The organism is Pseudomonas sp. MWU12-2319 (assembly GCF_023242525.1).
Taxonomy (GTDB): domain Bacteria; phylum Pseudomonadota; class Gammaproteobacteria; order Pseudomonadales; family Pseudomonadaceae; genus Aquipseudomonas; species Aquipseudomonas gingeri_D.
Genome location: NZ_JALJES010000002.1, coordinates 76898 through 93936 on the forward strand (window position 1 = coordinate 76898; position 17039 = coordinate 93936).

15 protein-coding genes are annotated in these 17039 nt (G+C 61.2%); 9 read left to right on the top strand and 6 right to left on the bottom strand.

Going from position 1 to position 17039, the window contains the following annotated elements; genetic code table 11:
• Positions 1-17 precede the first annotated feature (17 nt).
• Positions 18-2012 (top strand): nucleoside-diphosphate sugar epimerase/dehydratase, encoded by a 1995-nt coding sequence (locus M5C01_RS03085; protein WP_152737276.1) that lies wholly within the window; start codon positions 18-20, stop codon positions 2010-2012.
• A 113-nt stretch (positions 2013-2125) separates the two neighbouring features.
• Positions 2126-2461, top strand: coding sequence for a ComEA family DNA-binding protein (locus M5C01_RS03090; protein ID WP_152737277.1), 336 nt, complete (start codon positions 2126-2128; stop codon positions 2459-2461).
• Between the two features lie 66 nt (positions 2462-2527).
• Here the strand turns inward: M5C01_RS03090 and M5C01_RS03095 are convergent, their stop codons facing one another.
• On the bottom strand, positions 2528-3088 hold the full coding sequence (locus M5C01_RS03095) for a TetR/AcrR family transcriptional regulator (protein WP_103495868.1): 561 nt from the start codon (positions 3086-3088) through the stop codon (positions 2528-2530).
• Between the two features lie 167 nt (positions 3089-3255).
• Here M5C01_RS03095 and M5C01_RS03100 point away from each other — a divergent pair, with 167 nt between their 5' ends.
• Positions 3256-3909 (top strand): GntR family transcriptional regulator, encoded by a 654-nt coding sequence (locus M5C01_RS03100; protein ID WP_152737278.1) that lies wholly within the window; start codon positions 3256-3258, stop codon positions 3907-3909.
• 15 nt (positions 3910-3924) lie between these two features.
• A complete protein-coding gene (locus tag M5C01_RS03105; RefSeq protein ID WP_152737279.1) occupies positions 3925-4776 on the top strand; it encodes a DUF1989 domain-containing protein in 852 nt (283 codons plus the stop codon).
• 17 nt (positions 4777-4793) lie between these two features.
• Here M5C01_RS03105 and M5C01_RS03110 read toward each other — a convergent pair whose 3' ends face one another.
• Complete coding sequence (locus M5C01_RS03110; RefSeq protein ID WP_103495866.1) at positions 4794-4961, bottom strand: DUF2897 family protein; 168 nt, start codon at positions 4959-4961, stop codon at positions 4794-4796.
• Between the two features lie 121 nt (positions 4962-5082).
• On the bottom strand, positions 5083-6447 hold the full coding sequence (gene eat / locus M5C01_RS03115; protein ID WP_152737280.1) for an ethanolamine permease: 1365 nt from the start codon (positions 6445-6447) through the stop codon (positions 5083-5085).
• Between the two features lie 262 nt (positions 6448-6709).
• Here eat and pyrF point away from each other — a divergent pair, with 262 nt between their 5' ends.
• Entirely contained in the window at positions 6710-7408 is a 699-nt protein-coding gene (pyrF, locus tag M5C01_RS03120; protein WP_177145861.1) for an orotidine-5'-phosphate decarboxylase, read from the top strand.
• A gap of 71 nt (positions 7409-7479) precedes the next feature.
• Here the strand turns inward: pyrF and M5C01_RS03125 are convergent, their stop codons facing one another.
• Entirely contained in the window at positions 7480-8484 is a 1005-nt protein-coding gene (locus M5C01_RS03125; protein ID WP_103497383.1) for an NADP-dependent oxidoreductase, read from the bottom strand.
• 235 nt (positions 8485-8719) lie between these two features.
• Between M5C01_RS03125 and M5C01_RS03130 the strand changes: the two genes are divergently transcribed.
• The 3 genes from M5C01_RS03130 (at position 8720) to M5C01_RS03140 (ending at position 13240) form a co-directional block, all read left to right on the top strand.
• Positions 8720-9481, top strand: a complete 762-nt coding sequence (locus M5C01_RS03130) for an SDR family oxidoreductase (RefSeq protein WP_152737281.1) — start codon at positions 8720-8722, stop codon at positions 9479-9481.
• A 250-nt stretch (positions 9482-9731) separates the two neighbouring features.
• Positions 9732-11156: a PLP-dependent aminotransferase family protein gene (locus M5C01_RS03135; RefSeq protein ID WP_152737282.1), complete on the top strand. Its 1425-nt coding sequence runs from the start codon at positions 9732-9734 to the stop codon at positions 11154-11156.
• Between the two features lie 116 nt (positions 11157-11272).
• Positions 11273-13240, top strand: a complete 1968-nt coding sequence (locus tag M5C01_RS03140; RefSeq protein ID WP_152737283.1) for a methyl-accepting chemotaxis protein — start codon at positions 11273-11275, stop codon at positions 13238-13240.
• A gap of 170 nt (positions 13241-13410) precedes the next feature.
• On the opposite strand, the gene M5C01_RS03145 is transcribed toward M5C01_RS03140, so the two are convergent.
• On the bottom strand, positions 13411-14601 hold the full coding sequence (locus M5C01_RS03145; protein ID WP_103497387.1) for a benzoate/H(+) symporter BenE family transporter: 1191 nt from the start codon (positions 14599-14601) through the stop codon (positions 13411-13413).
• 226 nt (positions 14602-14827) lie between these two features.
• Between M5C01_RS03145 and M5C01_RS03150 the strand changes: the two genes are divergently transcribed.
• Entirely contained in the window at positions 14828-15592 is a 765-nt protein-coding gene (locus M5C01_RS03150) for a GntR family transcriptional regulator (RefSeq protein ID WP_152737284.1), read from the top strand.
• Between the two features lie 134 nt (positions 15593-15726).
• On the opposite strand, the gene guaD is transcribed toward M5C01_RS03150, so the two are convergent.
• Positions 15727-17031: a guanine deaminase gene (gene guaD, locus M5C01_RS03155; RefSeq protein ID WP_152737285.1), complete on the bottom strand. Its 1305-nt coding sequence runs from the start codon at positions 17029-17031 to the stop codon at positions 15727-15729.
• Positions 17032-17039 lie beyond the last annotated feature (8 nt).

The following is a 17039-nucleotide window of genomic DNA, read 5'->3' on the forward strand; positions in this document are numbered from 1 at the left end:
TAAGCTATAGAGGGGTTATGGATAAGATACGAGCCTATTTGGTAGGTCTTCCGCGTCGAAAGAAGCGCGTTCTGCAGGTGCTCACCGATATCGTCATGGTCTGGGCGGCGCTGTGGATGGCGTTTGTCGTGCGTTTGGGGGTGGGTGACCTGATCAATCCATTTACCCAGCACCGCTGGTTGTTTATTGCCGCCCCGGTTGTCGCGATTCCTCTTTTCATTCGCTTCGGCCTTTATCGGGCGGTGATGCGTTATTTCGGTAACGACGCGCTGATCACCATTGTCAAGGCAGTGAGCCTTTCGGCGCTGATCCTTGGGGTGGTTGTCTATCTCTATAGCAACCATCAGGTGGTTGTTCCGCGTTCGATCATCTTTAACTATTGGTGGCTGAGCCTGGTCATGGTGGGTGGGCTACGGCTTGCCATGCGCCAATACTTCCTCGGTGACTGGTTTGGTACCGCGCAGCATATGCCGTTCACCAATCGTGATGATGGTCTGCCCAAGGTCGCCATTTACGGAGCCGGCTCGGCGGGGAATCAACTGGTTGTCGCGTTGCGTATGGGGCGTGCCATGCGGCCTGTTGCTTTTATCGATGACGACAGCGGCATTGCCGACCGCAATATTGCTGGCTTGCAAGTCTACAAGCCCAAGCATATCCAGCAGATGATTGATGCCACGGGGGCGCAGGAAATACTCCTGGCGATCCCGTCGTCTTCGCGTGGCCGTCGTCGTGAAATACTGGCGCTGTTGGAAGGTTATCCGCTCCATGTGCGAAGCGTGCCGGGTTTCATGGACCTGGCCAGTGGACGGGTCAAAGTCGACGATATCCAGGAAGTCGATATCGCCGATTTGCTCGGCCGCGATACGGTTCCCGCTCAAGAGGAGCTGCTTGAGCGCTGTATCAAGGGGCGCTCGGTGCTGGTGACGGGCGCCGGTGGGTCAATCGGTTCCGAGTTGTGCCGGCAGATTCTGACGCTTCAGCCCACCACGCTTCTGCTTTACGAGCACAGCGAGTTCAATCTCTACAGCATCCTCTCCGAGCTTGAGCAGCGGGTTGTTCGAGAGTCGTTGTCGGTGCGTTTGCTACCGATCCTGGGTTCCGTGCGTAACCAGGACAAGCTCCTTTCGGTTATGAAAACCTGGCATGTCGAGACGGTCTACCATGCGGCGGCCTACAAGCACGTTCCGATGGTTGAGCACAATATCGCCGAAGGCGTACTGAACAACGTGATCGGTACCTTGAACACCGCACAAGCCGCCTTACAGTCGGGTGTTGCCAACTTCGTGCTGATTTCCACCGACAAGGCGGTGCGTCCAACCAATGTGATGGGCAGTACCAAGCGCCTGGCTGAAATGACGCTCCAGGCCCTCAGTCGTGAGCTCGCCCCGGTACTGTTTGGCGATCAAGCCAATGTATCGCGGGTGAACAAGACCCGCTTCACCATGGTCCGCTTTGGCAATGTGCTCGGGTCCTCGGGTTCTGTTATTCCGCTGTTCCACAAGCAAATAAAAGCAGGCGGGCCGCTGACCGTTACTCACCCGAAGATCACGCGTTACTTCATGACTATTCCAGAGGCGGCCCAGTTGGTCATTCAGGCCGGCTCGATGGGGCAGGGCGGCGACGTCTTTGTTCTGGATATGGGCGAGCCTGTGAGGATTGTCGAACTGGCTGAAAAGATGATCCATCTCTCCGGCTTGAGTGTGCGCACGGACAAGAGTCCTCATGGTGATATCGCGATAGAGTTCACCGGGTTGCGGCCTGGTGAAAAGCTTTACGAGGAGTTGCTGATCGGTGACAACGTCGCTGCGACCGAGCATCCGATGATCATGAGTGCCCATGAAGATATGCTTTCATGGGATGCACTCAAGTCCAGGCTGTATGAATTGATGGCCGCCGTTGAGGGCGATGATTACGTTCGTGTACGGCAAGTGTTGCGCGATACCGTAAGCGGTTACGCCCCCGACGGTGAGATTGTCGACTGGATTTACCAGCAGCGCCGTATGGATCCCTGATCGTTACACACTTGGTAATGACGTGATTTTTGACAGGAGAGACCCATCATCTAGGTTTGGAAAGCAGCTTCGGAAAAGCTGCTTTCCTCTTACGATGTCATGGAGTGTCACTTATGCGTACAAGCTTTCTCTCTTCCCTCGTGTTCACCCTGCTGCTGGGTATCACCGGCGTGGTCAATGCGGCGCCGACCGCGCCCGCCAAGACCGATTCGTCTGTTCCCGCCTCAAGCCCGGCGGCAAGCGCCACGTCCGGCAAGCTCAACCTCAACACCGCCGATGCCCAAACCATCCAGCACGAACTCTCCGGTATAGGCGAAGCCAAGGCCCAGGCCATTGTCGCCTATCGTGAGGCGAATGGCCCATTCTCGTCGGTGGATGAGTTGCTCGAAGTCAAAGGCATCGGCAAGTCGCTGCTCGACAAAAATCGCGACAAGCTCGATATCAACTGAATACGCTCCGGGGGGAGAAGAGGCCTTCCCAGTGATCGGCCTCTTCTCAGGGCGTAAAGCAGCGTTTTACTCCACCTGATCCTTCAAGTGTGCTCTCGTTACCGCCAATATCTTTTGCGCCAGGGTCTCGTCCTCGGCACTTCGGGATAACACCAGGGCTCCCACCAGCGTCGCCAGCATGACAATGCTCTGATCCTGCGCGTCCGGCCCTGACCCCAGTGCGTCTTCGACCTGCCTGAGCCGCGACTCGATCACTGTATCCGTCGTCGGGCTCGGCTCCCCTCGCTGTCCCAGCTCCAGGCACATGGTCGGCAGCGGGCAGCCGTGATCGGGGGTGGTCAGGTGCCACTCGGACAGATAGCTGTCGATAAAGGCCTGCAACGGCTTGTCCTGGCTGAACAGCGTATCGCAATGCACATCCAGTTCGGCCGCCGCTTCCTGCAACGCCTTCTCCACCAGCTCATCCTTGGATTTGAAGTGCGCGTAGAAGCCACCATGGGTCAGCCCCAGCGCCTTCATCAAAGGTTGCAGGCCGGTCGCGCCAATACCGTCACGTCGGAAGCGTGCGGCGGCCTCCCGGATGATGCGTTCGTGGGTCTGGGCTTTGTGGTCTTGTGAATACCGCATGGCGGGCTCTCCGAATCGTTAAGCCATGATAACCGTGACATGTAGGCGATTTGTCATGTTTTTTCAAGGACGCATACCGCTAATGGGGAAAAGTCGAAACCAAGGATCTGGCATGAATAGTGATTACCCATTGCTCTACGGTTGTTGAACAATCCAAGGCGATGATCATGAGTACAGAACTGTCCCTGGCCGACCAGATTACCCTGGAGCTGCGCGCCGACATCATCGGCGGTCGCCTGCTACCGGGCATGCCGCTGGTCGAGAACGATCTGGTCAATACCTACAACGCCTCGCGCAACACGATTCGCGAGGCGCTCCATCGGCTCGGCCAGGAAGGCCTGGCGCGTTACGTCCGGAACAAGGGCGTGATGGTGCGCCGACTCGGCGTCGAGGAGGTGCGCGATCTGTTCCAGGTGCGCCGCACCCTGGAGCTGCAGGCCATCGCCCTGAGCAAACCCCTGCGCGAATACCAGTCCGACCGCATGCTCGAGTCCATCGAGGCCGCCGAGTTGGCTCGCGAGCGCGAGGATTGGCGGGCCCTGGGCACCCACAGCCTGGCGTTTCATCAACATATCGTCGGCTTGATGCGCAGTCCGCTGTTCGACGAGTTTTTTACCAATATCGTTGCGCAGTTGCGCCTGGTGTTTTGTTCGGCGCCCGATGAGCAGCGTTTCCAAGCGCCCTGGCTGGCGCGTGACCGTTATATCCACGACCTGCTTGCCGAAGGTGACAAGCACGCCGCCGGTGAGGCGATGAGCCTGTACCTCGACGATTCCGAGCAGATGCTGCTCGACTTTTTAAGCCGTCCTTCCCATCACTGATCGAGGATCTTGAGCATGTACAAAGACTATCCCGCCGCCTATCAGGTCAGCAAAGGCTCGGCCTTGCAGGTGGATACCGCGTTTTACCAGCGCATTCGCGAGGAAAAGAGCGCTCGTACGCTGATCGAACAGTTCGAGGTGCCAATTCGTACCGGGCGGGCCTGGAAGGTGCCGGCCGGCCACGTCTTCCGGGTGACCACGCCGGTTGGCCCACAGGTCGGTGACTTCAACGTCTGGAATGCCAACGACCCGCGCGAGCGTCTCTGGGCGGCCCGCACCCGTCAGTTGCAAGGCGCCCATGTCAGCACCCATGACCGGCTCTGGTCGAACCTGCCGTTCCTCCGTCCGCTGGTTACCATTACCGACGATAGCTTGGCCGGCTACGGGATCGACGAGCATGGCGGACGTCTGCATGATCTTCTGGGGACGCGCTGTGATCCGTATGTGAACAAGATGCTGACAGGGGAAGACTTCCATCATCACTGCCACTCGAACCTGACCCGCGCCGTCCTGCCGTATGGGCTGACCGAATTCGATGTCCACGATGTACTGAATATCTTCCAGTGCACGGGGCTCAATCACGACGACATGTATTTCATGAAGGCCTGCCCGGCGCAGAAGGGCGATTACCTGGAGTTTTTCGCTGAAATCGATCTGCTGTGTGCGCTGTCCACCTGCCCGGGCGGTGATCTTTCGCTGCCGATGTGGGGCCCTGAAGCCCAGGACCCGCTCAGCGTCTGTCGCCCGTTGGGGGTGGAGGTCTATCGGTTGGAGCCCTCACTGCTCGAAGGTTGGAGTTCGCCTGAGCGAGCCGCCTATAAAGGCCTGCATGGCTTGCATATCGCCAAGGCGGACTGGGAGAAATAACCAGAGGGAATGGACGATCAGCGATCCTTGGCGTCCTGGGCGTCCATCTCTGCGTTTCGTTCCTGGACGCGCCGACGCTGTTCGTCAGTCAGTTCCACTTTGTTTGCGGTGTCGCGCAACATCATCAGTCCACCGACGATGGAGCCGATGGCGACGACGATGATCAGCCAGGCATACCAGGGCATAAGGTTCTCCTAGATGGGCCGTTTGCGGATGAGCATTTCATCCGCAAGGTCGGCCCTTACCACTTCGAGTCAAAAGATTTCTCGGTGGTTCCATTGTAAGCCCGATCGGTCCGAATAGCCCTTAAAGCCCGGTCAGCATCGCATCGGCCGGCGCCGCGGCACGCGATTGCCCGGTCAACAGGAAGTAGAGGAAGCCCGCGGCCATGAAACCGAGGAAGATCAGGCCGATCAGGGTGTTGAACCAGGCCATCGCGATCAGGCACACCACCGCCAGGACCAGCGCGATCCCCGGCACGATCGGATAACCCGGTGCGCGGAAGCTGCGTTCCAGATTGGGTTCGGTTTTACGCAGTTTGAACAGACTGAGCATGCTGATGATGTACATCACGATGGCGCCGAACACCGACATGGTGATCATTGCCGCTGTCAGGCTCATGCCTTGCAGGTTGACCAGGCCGTCGCTGTAGATCGCCGCGATGCCGATCAGGCCGCCGGCAATGATGGCCCGGTGCGGGGTCTGGAAGCGTGACAGCTTGGCCAGGTAGGCGGGCAGGTAACCGGCCCTGGCCAGGGCGAAGAACTGCCGCGAGTAGCCAAGGATGATCCCGTGGAAGCTCGCCACCAGGCCAAACAGGCCGATCCACACCAGCATGTGCATCCAGCTGGAGTTGCTGCCCACTACCGCTTTCATCGCCTGGGGCAGCGGGTCGTTGATGTTCGACAGCTGGCGCCAGTCGCCGACGCCGCCGGCCATCACCATCACGCCGAGGGCCAGGAACACCAGGGTCAGGATACCGCCGACGTAGGCTTTTGGAATGGTGCGCTTGGGGTCCTTGGCTTCTTCGGCGGCCATGGCCGCGCCTTCGATGGCGAGGAAGAACCAGATCGCAAAGGGGATCGCGGCGAAGATGCCGGGGATCGAGTCGATGCTGAAAGTGCTCGAGCCGGACCAGCCGTTGAGCACGAAATTGCTGAAGCTGAAGCCCGGCGCGACCACGCCCATGAACACCAGCAACTCGGCCACCGCGAGCACCGTCACCACCAGTTCGAAGGTGGCGGCAATGCTGACGCCGAGGATATTCAGGCCCATGAACACCACATAGGCACCGACGGCGGCGAGGCGCGGGTCGAGATCCGGGTACTGGACGTTGAGGTAGGCGCCGATGGCCATGGCGATGGCCGGCGGGGCGAAGACGAACTCGATCAGGGTGGCGATCCCTGCGATCAGCCCACCACGTTCACCGAAGGCCCGGCGGCTATAGGCAAAAGGCCCACCGGCATGGGGAATGGCGGTGGTCAGTTCGGTGAAGCTGAAGATGAAGCAGGTGTACATGGTCGCCACCAGCAAGGTGGTGATGAGAAAGCCCAGGGTGCCGGCGGTCCCCCAACCATAGCTCCAGCCAAAATACTCCCCGGAGATCACCAGTCCGACCGCGATGCCCCACAGGTGCAGTGTGCCCAGCGTGGGCTTGAGTTGTGTGTTCATACGTTTTCTCCCTGAACGGTTTGGATATGGCTCGGTTCAGGAGATTGCAGTGGACGTGCCAGTCGCCAGGATCGCGTCGTTATCCGCGAAAAGCTGTCGTATCGAGGACGTTTCGCCGATGTTCGCCAAGGTTACGACTTGCTTTGGTGCGAGCTCGGGCATTTATGGCGCATCGGGACTAGATTTACCGATCACCGGGTCCCGGTCCGCCCCGGGTTCCGCTACAATGCGCGCCGATTTCGACTTGCCAGAGAGCCCGCCCATGTCCGCCTGCCAGACGCCTATTATCGTCGCCCTGGATTTCCCCTCCCGTGACGCCGCCCTGAAGCTGGCCGATCAACTGGACCCGAAACTGTGCCGGGTCAAGGTCGGCAAGGAGCTGTTCACCAGTTGCGCGGCGGAAATTGTCGGCACCCTGCGTGACAAGGGCTTCGAGGTGTTCCTCGACCTGAAATTCCACGATATCCCCAACACCACGGCCATGGCGGTCAAGGCTGCGGCGGAGATGGGCGTGTGGATGGTCAATGTGCATTGCTCCGGCGGCCTGCGCATGATGGCGGCGTGCCGTGAGGTGCTGGATCAGCGCAGCGGCCCGCAGCCGTTGCTGATCGGCGTGACCGTGCTGACGAGCATGGAGCGCGAGGACCTGGCCGGTATCGGCCTGGATGTCGATCCGCAGGTGCAGGTGTTGCGTCTGGCGGCGTTGGCGGAAAAGGCCGGGATGGATGGCCTGGTGTGCTCGGCCCTGGAAGCCACGGCGCTCAAGAGTGCCCATCCGGGCTTGCAACTGGTGACTCCGGGGATTCGTCCTGCGGGCAGCGCCCAGGACGATCAGCGTCGTATCCTGACCCCACGTCAGGCCCTGGATGCCGGTTCCGATTATCTGGTGATCGGTCGCCCGATCAGCCAGGCGGCCGATCCGGCCCAGGCGTTGGCGGCGGTAGTGGCCGAACTGGCCTGATAAGGTCTTATCGCGAGCAACCGGCGCATGCCCGATTGCTCGCGATGCGTTCTACTTGAGACGGCCCTGCTTTAAACCTTCAACACCAGCTTGCCGAAATTCTCCCCGCTGAACAGCTTCATCAGCGTTTCCGGAAAGGTCTCCAGGCCTTCGACGATATCTTCCTTGCTCTTGAGCTGGCCCTTGGCGATCCAGCCGGCCATTTCCTGTCCGGCCGCGGCGAAACGACTGGCGTAGTCCATCACCACGAAGCCTTCCATGCGGGCGCGATTGACCAGCAGCGCCAGATAATTGGCCGGGCCTTTCACCGCTTCCTTGTTGTTGTACTGGCTGATGGCACCGCAGATCACCACGCGCGCCTTGAAGTTCAGGCGAGTGAGCACTGTGTCGAGAATATCGCCGCCGACGTTGTCGAAATACACGTCCACGCCTTTCGGACATTCGCGTTTAAGACCGGCGCCCACGTCCTCGCTCTTGTAGTCGATGGCTCCGTCGAAGCCCAGTTCGTCGATCAGGAACCGGCACTTCTCGGCGCCGCCGGCAATCCCCACCACCCGGCAACCCTTGAGCTTGGCAATCTGCCCGGCAATGCTGCCGACCGCGCCGGCCGCACCGGAGATCACCACGGTTTCGCCGTCTTTCGGCGCGCCGACATCCAGGAGGGCGAAATAGGCGGTCATACCGGTCATGCCCAGGGCGGACAGGTAGCGCGGCAGCGGCGCCAGTGTCGGGTCGACCTTGTAGAAGCCCTTCGGCTCACCGAGGAAATAATCCTGCACCCCCAGGGCGCCGTTGACATGGTCGCCGACGGCAAAGCCCGGGTGGTTGGACGCCACGACTTTGCCGACACCCAGGGCGCGCATCACCTCGCCAATGCCCACCGGCGGGATGTAGGACTTGCCCTCGTTCATCCAGCCGCGCATGGCCGGGTCCAGGGACAGGTATTCGTTCTTGACCAGGATCTGGCCCGCTCCCGGTTCGCCCACCGGCACTTGCTGGTAGGTGAAGGTCTCGCGGGTCGCAGGGCCGACCGGGCGCTTGGCCAGCAGGAATTGGCGATTGTTCTGGGTGGTCATGGCAGGCACTCGAAGATCAATGAAGTCTTGTTGATAGACCCTCATCGCCCAGACAGCAAGTTTTGCAGGCAAGGCGAATAGGGCGTGATCCACTTCAATGATGAAAGGCCCCATAACCTTATCACCGCAATGCATAAGCCATTAACCGGGCTTCTGATAGTGCTGCCGCGACGGTTGCCGCGCTGGCTAGACTGAGAGCACAGCAGCCCATTCGTATTGCATTGAGGACATAACCATGAGCATGACGTTTTCCGGCCAGGTAGCCCTGGTGACCGGCGCAGCGGCCGGCATTGGCCGTGCGACCGCCCAGGCGTTTGCCGCCGAAGGCCTGAAGGTGGTCGTTGCCGACCTCGACGTTACCGGCGGTGAGGGCACGGTCGAGCTGATCCGCGCCGCGGGCGGCGATGCCGTGTTCGTGCGTTGCAATGTCACCCGGGAAGCCGATGTGCAAAACCTCATGACCCAAGCGGTGAACGCCTATGGGCGGGTTGACTACGCCTTCAATAATGCCGGTATCGAGATCGAGAAAGGCAAGCTGGCCGACGGCACCCTGGATGAGTTCGACGCGATCATGGGCGTCAATGTCAAAGGCGTCTGGTTGTGCATGAAGTACCAGTTGCCGCTGATGCTGGCCCAGGGCGGCGGCGCGATCGTCAACACCGCCTCGGTGGCGGGCCTGGGCGCGGCACCGAAGATGAGCATCTACGCGGCCTCCAAGCACGCCGTCATCGGCCTGACCAAGTCGGCGGCCATCGAGTACGCGAAGAAGAAAATCCGCGTCAATGCCGTCTGCCCGGCAGTGATCGATACCGATATGTTCCGTCGTGCCTATGAGGCCGATCCGAAGAAAGCCGAGTTCGCCGCGGCCATGCATCCGGTCGGGCGCATCGGCAAGGTCGAGGAGATCGCCAGCGCGGTGCTTTATCTGTGCAGCGACGGTGCCGCCTTTACCACCGGTCACGCCCTGGCCGTGGACGGCGGAGCCACCGCGATTTGAGTTGTCGCTCGCTTCGCCCCGGTTCGTAGCCCCTTTGCAAGGAACCCGCCTAACGGCGGGTTTTTTTATGTCCGCCGGTGTTGGAAATCCGGTCGGTACATTCGCCCTCGCGCGTCAGTCGGTGTCTTCAGGGCCCGGCGGGCGGGCCTTCCAGGGCGGGGGGAAGAGGCTTTTTGTGCAAGCAAGACCCCCGGGCTTTTGTGTTTAACTGTTTAACGAGAAATAACAATGGGTTGGAGCGTCAAACAGAATGGATTTGGAAATTGATCGGCAGGCGCTGGTCCCCGTCGTGCAGCAAATCGTCAACGCCGTGATCGAGTGGATCCGCTGCCAGCGCGCGGGTCCCGGGACTCGCCTGCCATCGGTTCGGCAGTTGGCCAAGGACAACTCCCTCAGCCAGGCGAATGTCCTCGAAGCCTGCCAGCGCCTGGTGGCGCAGGGCGTGCTGACACCGCGCAACGGCTCGGCCTTTATTGTCTCGGATGCCCACGGTGATGCCGGCGACAACGGCGAGCGGCAGTGGTACGAAGGCTTGGAGGCGGAGTGGGGGGCCTTCAGCGAGCACCCTCTGGGCGAGTTGAAGCTGGGCTGCGGTTGGGTGCCCGAAAGCTGGCGCGAGAGCGATGATATCGCCTATGCCATTCGCCAGGTCAGTCGTACGCAGATGCACGGGATGTTCAGCTACAGCACGCCCCAGGGGCTGCTGGCGTTGCGTCAACAGATCCAGAAGCGCCTGACGCAAAAGGGCATCGCCTGCGCACCCGAGCAGATACTGACAACCCATGGCGTCACCCAGGCGCTGGACCTGCTGGTGCGTCACTTGCTCAAGCCGGGTGATTGCGTCCTGGTGGAAACACCAGGCTACGCCAATCTGTACAAACTGCTGGCGCTGCAAGGAGTCAAGTTGCTGGAGGTGGAGCGTACGCAGTCCGGTCCGGACATGGAGCAGTTATCCAGGCTGTTGCAGCAGTACCGACCGCGTTGCCTGTTTATCAACAGCCTCTATCACAACCCGACGGGTACCAGCCTGACCCTGGCGGTGGCCACGCAGTTGTTGCAGCTGGCCCAGGCCCATGACTTCCTGATTGTCGAAGACGCTATCTACAGCGATCTGCAAAGCGGGCCCGGCGTACAGCTGGCGGCGCTGGACAGTGCCCAGCGGGTGATCTACGTGGGCGGTTTTTCGAAAACCCTGAGCAGTTCATTGCGGGTCGGATTCGTCCGCGCCCGGGGCGAACTGATTCAGCGCCTGGCGCAGGTGAAGATGATCACCAGCCTCGGCGCCTCGCGTTTTGCCGAGTGTGTGGTTGCCATGCTGCTGGCCAATGGCACCTATCGCAAGCTGGTGCAACGGCTACGCCAGCGCCTGAGCGTGGAGCGGGTCACCACCCTGGACACCTTGGAGAGGGCGGGCTGGGAAGTGTTCACCGAGCCCGCCGGCGGCATGTTCATCTGGGCCCGCAGCCCGGGCTACCCCTTGGCGCAAGTCCTGGCCCGGGCACGCAAGCTGGGGGTGCTGCTGGCTCCGGGCGACGCCTTTATGCCGCAAGGTAAAAACAGTGACTGGCTGAGGATAAATGTGGCCTATGCTTCGGATCTGCGCGCGCAGAAGTTCTTCCGTCTGTTGGGCGGCGCCGAATCGACCTCGACCATCCTGAAAGCGACGCGGATGTAGCTTTTGGCCATTATTCCGGCGCCAAAGGCTTGTGCTTTACCCGTCCCGATTGCGAATCTGCATGAATCTTGAATGGGCGTGTGCACCTTCAGCATTCTAATCGGGGATTAAGCGCCATGATTTCTGCCGTGCAAGGACGTTTCGCCAATCTCGGTATGGCCAAGAAATTGGGTATCGGGTTTGCCTTGGTATTGCTGCTGACCGGTCTGGTGGCGGCGATCGGTGTCTGGTCCTTGCAAACCATCAGCTTGCGCTTCGATGGGCTCAAGCAGATGTCTTCGCTCAACAGCCAATTGCTCCGGGTGCGTTTGCTGGAGCAGGAATATGCGCTGCGTTCGGATCCCAAGACCGTCGATGCCCTGCATCAGGGCGTTGACGGCCTGTTGGCGCAGGCGCAGGTCCTCAAGGCGCAATCGGCGGCCAACGTGCCGGTCATGACCGACGTCGAGCAGGCCCTGGGGGCCTACCGCAAGGCGTTCGACGAATTCGTCGAACTGACCCAGACCAAGGACCTGGCGCTGGAAATGGCCAGTTGGTCGGTGTCCAGCGTGGCCAACAACCTGGATGTGCTCCAGGCCGGTTTGTCCGATGACGGTACCTATGCCCTCAAGGATTCCCAGGGCAAGGACGGCAAGGATTTTGTCGAGCAGGCCGGCCAGGTCAGCCATGTCTCGCAGTTGATGTTGCAGGCGATGAACGAGGCCCGGGTGCGCCTCGACCAGAGCCGCAAAGGCAATGAAGAGAACCAGAGCAAGGGCAAGATCGAGCAGGCCGACCAGGCCCTGGCCCAAGTGGAGGAACTCAAGACCTCGGTCAAGGACCCGGGCTATCAGACGGTGCTGACCGAGGTCAGTGGTCATATCGCCAGCTTCAGTGACAAGCTCACCGAATACACCGGCCTGCTGGAGCAGGAAAAAAAGGTTTACCAACAGTTGCATGAGCGCGCGGCCCAGGTGGTGGAACGGGTCAACCAGGCCTATGCCGCCGAAGACCAGTCGATGCAGGCCGAACTGAAGAAAAACTCGCTGCTGATCATCGGCTCGTCGGCCCTGGCCTTGCTGGTCGGGCTGGTGGCGGCGCTGGTGATTACCCGTCTGATCGTTGCGCCGTTGCGCAGTGTGATCCTGGTAGCTCAGCAGATTGCCGCCGGTGACCTGACCGGTAAGGTGGAGGTCAGGCGTCGCGACGAAATCGGTCAACTGATGCAGGCCATGCAGCAGATGGGCGCGGGCTTGAGCGGCATCGTCAGCGGCCTGCAGGCCGGGATCGAGCAACTGGCGACCTCGGCGCATTCATTGTCGGCGGTTACCGAGCAGACCAATCTGGAAGTCAGCAGCCAGAAGGAAGAAACCGAGCAGGTCGCCACCGCGATGAACCAGATGACGGCCACGGTGCACGATGTCGCACGCAATGCCGAAGAGGCCGCCCAGGCGGCGCAGACCGCCGACGACAAGGTCGACAGCGGCCAGCAGGTGGTGCGCCAGAGCATGCAGCGGATCGAGCAACTGGCGGATTCGGCCAGTTCGGCGAGCCAGAGTATCGAAAGCCTCAGCGCGGAAATCCAGAATATCGGCACGGTGCTCGGGGTGATCAAGAGCGTGGCCGAGCAGACCAACCTGCTGGCCCTCAACGCGGCCATCGAGGCGGCCCGGGCCGGTGAGCAGGGCCGTGGTTTTGCCGTGGTGGCCGATGAAGTCCGGGCCCTGGCCAAGCGTACCCAACAGTCCACCGAAGAGATCGAACGCCTGGTCAGTGCCCTGCGCACGGCGGCACAGGCCTCGGTGCATCAGATCCAGAGCAGTGGCGAGTTGGTCAAGCTGGCGGTCAGCGATGCGTTGCAGACCGAGAGCGCGCTGGGCAGTATCGCCGCGGCGGTGTCGCTGATCCAGCAGATGAACCAGCAGATTGCAGCTGCGGCCGAGGAGCAGAGCTCGGTGGCCGAAGAAATCAACCGCAGCGTGACCAGCATCCGTGCCAGTGCCGATCAGTCTGCGCTGGCGATGCAGGGCAACGCGGCGTCAAGCATCGAGTTGGCACAGCTGGGGATGGAATTGAAGGGGATGGTCGGGCATTTCCGGATCTGATCCCGACCATTGTGCCAAGCCTGGGGAGGCGATCCTGTGGGAGCGGTGCTTGCCCGCGAAGAACGATAACGCGGTCTTCCTGACGATCCGCGGTGCTCCTTTCGCTGGCAAGCACCGCTCCCACAGGTTGTATGTTGTGCTCAGGCCTTTTCCAAAGGTTGTCTGTTGTCTCAAGCCTTGCGCCAATTGAGGATCAGCAGTGTCAGCACCCCCGCGACGATCCCCCAGAAGGCCGAGCCCACCGAAAACAGCGTGAACCCCGACGCCGTCACCATAAAGGTGATCAGCGCGGCTTCCCGCTCCTTGGGCTCGTTCATGGCCAGGCTCAACCCATTCATGATCGAACCGAACAGCGCCAGCGCCGCGATCGACAGCACCAGCTCCTTGGGCAGCGCGGCGAACAGTGCCGCGAGTGTCGCCCCGAAGGTCCCGGCAATTCCGTAGAAAATCCCGCACCAGACGGCGGCCGTGTAGCGCTTGTTCTTGTCCTCATGGGCATGGGGCCCGGTGCAGATGGCCGCGCTGATGGCCGCCAGGTTGATCCCGTGGGAGCCGAAAGGCGCCAGCAGCAGCGAGGCGATCCCGGTCACGCTGATCAACGGTGAGGCCGGCACGTTGTAGCCGTCGGCGCGCAGCACGGCGATACCGGGCATGTTCTGCGAGGTCATGGCCACCACGAACAATGGAATGCCGATGCTGATGGTTGCCGCCAGGGAGAACGAGGGCGTGGTCCACACCGGCGTCGCCACCTCCAGGTTGAAGCCGCTGAAGTCCAGCAAGCCCAACAGGCCCGAGACGGCTGTGCCGACCAGCAACGCGGCAAGCACGGCATAGCGTGGCGACAGGCGCTTGATGATCAGGTAGCTGAAGAACATCCCCAGCACCAGCCCGGTGCGATGCTGCGCGGCGACGAAGATCTCGCTGCCGATCTTGAACAGGATGCCCGCCAGCAGCGCCGCCGCCAGTGACGAAGGCAGGCGCTTGACCAGCTTCTCGAAACTGCCGGTCAGGCCGCAGATCGTCACCAGCAGCGCGCAGGTGATATAGGCACCGATCGCCTCGCCATAGGTCACCCCGGACAGGCTGGTGATCAGCAGGGCCGCGCCGGGTGTCGACCAGGCGATGGTGATCGGCGTGCGATAACGCAAGGACAGGCCGATGCTGCAAATCGCCATGCCGATCGACAGCGCCCAGATCCACGAGGAGATCTGTCCGGTGGTCAGTCCCGCGGCTTGCCCGGCCTGGAACATCAGCACCAGGGAACTGGTGTAGCCGGTCATCATCGCGATAAAACCGGCGACCACGGCGGAAGGTGAGGTGTCGGCCAAGGGGCGCAGGCGTGCCTGGGTGAGGTCGGTCATGGGACGGCATTCCTTGTACAGGGAAACAAGCGGTAACAGTCCGGGTAGACTAAACGTAAAGATGCGGGCTGATTGCAATACAGCCGGCGCGGCAAACAGCCGTACAGTCGTGTTGGCACCCGGCTTTGTGTACAATGTGCCATGCTTTTACGCGCTACTTGTCAGTGACCCGCTGTGCCGTTCGCCAGTCGGGGTCCATTCGCCGCCGTCTCCGATCCGAGTGACCATGAACGAACAGTTGCAACCCCTCAAGAAACAACCGCGTGCCGGCAAGGCCGGTCGCACCGGGACCCAGGACGATATCGTCTACGCGCATATCTTCGAGGCCATTCTCGAACAACGGCTGGCGCCCGGGACCAAGTTGAGCGAAGAAGCGCTGGGGGAAATTTTCGGGGTCAGTCGCACCATCATTCGCCGTGCCTTGTCGCGCCTGGCCCATGAAGGCGTGGTGTTGTTGCGCCCGAACCGTGGCGCGGTGGTGGCGAGTCCCAGTGTCGAGGAAGCCCGCCAGGTGTTCCTGGCCCGGCGCATGGTGGAGAAGGCGATTACCGAGCTTGCGGTCTTGCACGCCACGGCTGAGGAATTGGCGCTGTTGCGGCAGATGGTCAACGATGAACGCGACAGTTTTTCCCGTGGCGATCGTGGGGCGGGGATCCGCCTTTCCGGCGAGTTCCACCTCAAGCTGGCGGAAGCGGCGAAGAATGCCCCGCTGATCAGCTTCCAGCGCAGCCTGGTGTCGCAGACTTCATTGATTATCGCCCAATACGAAAGCGGCAATCGTTCGCACTGTTCCTACGATGAACACACCCAGTTGATCGATGCCATCGAGGCCCGGGATGCGGTGCTGGCAGTGGACTTGATGATGCACCACATGGACCATATCGACAGCAAGCTCAACCTCGATGAAGAGAGTGCGTCGGATGACCTGCATGCGGTGTTCTCGCACTTGTTGCTGGCCAAGAAGCCGGGGCGGTCCACGGCAAAACTGTAGGACCTGAGTGCAGGAGAACCGGTGGGAGCGGAGCTTGCCCGCGAAGAGGCCCTTCAGGGCGCTAAAAGCTTCGCGGGCAAGCTCCGCTCCCACACAAGCAACATTTCCACATCAGGGCTGCATTCAGCACTTATTCAGCGCTGATGCACCAGGTTCCCCGCCGCATAGGTCTGCTTCACCGTCCGGTCATCCCCCAGGGTCATCAGGACGAACAATATCTCGGCAATATTCCTGGCCTGCTTCAGGCGATAACTGAGCAGTGGCGTGGCGTGATAATCCAGCACCAGGAAGTCGGCGTCGCTGCCCGGTTGCAGGCTGCCGATCCTGTCCTCCAGGCGCAGCGCCCGGGCGCCGCCGAGGGTCGCCAGGTACAGCGATTTGAACGGACTCAACCGCGCCCCTTGCAGTTGCATCACCTTGTAGGCCTCGTTCAGCGTATGCAGGATCGAGAAGCTGGTCCCGCCGCCCACGTCCGTGCCTACGCCAACATTCAACTTGTGTTTCTCCGCCATCGGCAGGTTGAACAAGCCGCTGCCGAGGAAGAAGTTCGAGGTCGGGCAGAACGCCACCGCCGAGCCGGTCTGCGCCAGGCGTGCACACTCATCGTCACACAGGTGCACACCATGGGCGAACACCGAGCGCTCGCCGAGCAGTTGGTAGTGGTCGTAGACGTCCAGATAACCCTTGCGCTCCGGGAACAGCTCCTTGACCCACTGCACTTCCTGCAGGTTCTCACTGATGTGGGTCTGCATGTACAGGTCCGGGTATTCCCCCAGCAGTTGGCCGGCCAGGGTCAATTGCTCCGGCGTTGAAGTCGGCGCGAAACGTGGTGTCACCGCGTAGTGCAGGCGACCCTTGCCATGCCAGCGCTCGATCAGCGCCTTGCTCTCCAGGTAGCCGGATTCGGCGGTGTCGGTCAGGTAGTCCGGCGCGTTGCGGTCCATCATCACCTTGCCAGCGATCATCCGCAGGTCGAGTTTCTCCGCGACCTCGAAGAACGCATCCACTGACTGCGGGTGCACGCTGCCGAAGACCAGGGCGGTGGTGGTGCCGTTGCGCAGCAATTCCTTGATGAAGATATCCGCGACTTCCTCGGCATGGGCGCGGTCGGCGAACTGGCTTTCGCAAGGGAAGGTGTAGGTGTTCAGCCAGTCCAGCAGTTGCTCGCCATAGGCGCCGACCATGCCGGTTTGCGGCAGGTGGATATGGGTGTCGATAAAGCCCGGGGTGATCAGCGCGTCGGTGTGCTGGATGACTTCAACATCGGCGGGCAGGCTCGGCAGCAGCTCGCTGGCGGCGCCGAGGGCGATGATGCGGCCGTTCTCGACCACCAGCAGGCCGTCTTCGAAATATTCATAGGAGGCCTCGATGCCGACCTCGGCCGGATCGGCGAGGCTGTGCAGGAGGGCTGCGCGGTAGGCGGTACGGGTCGAAGGCATGGTCTTTC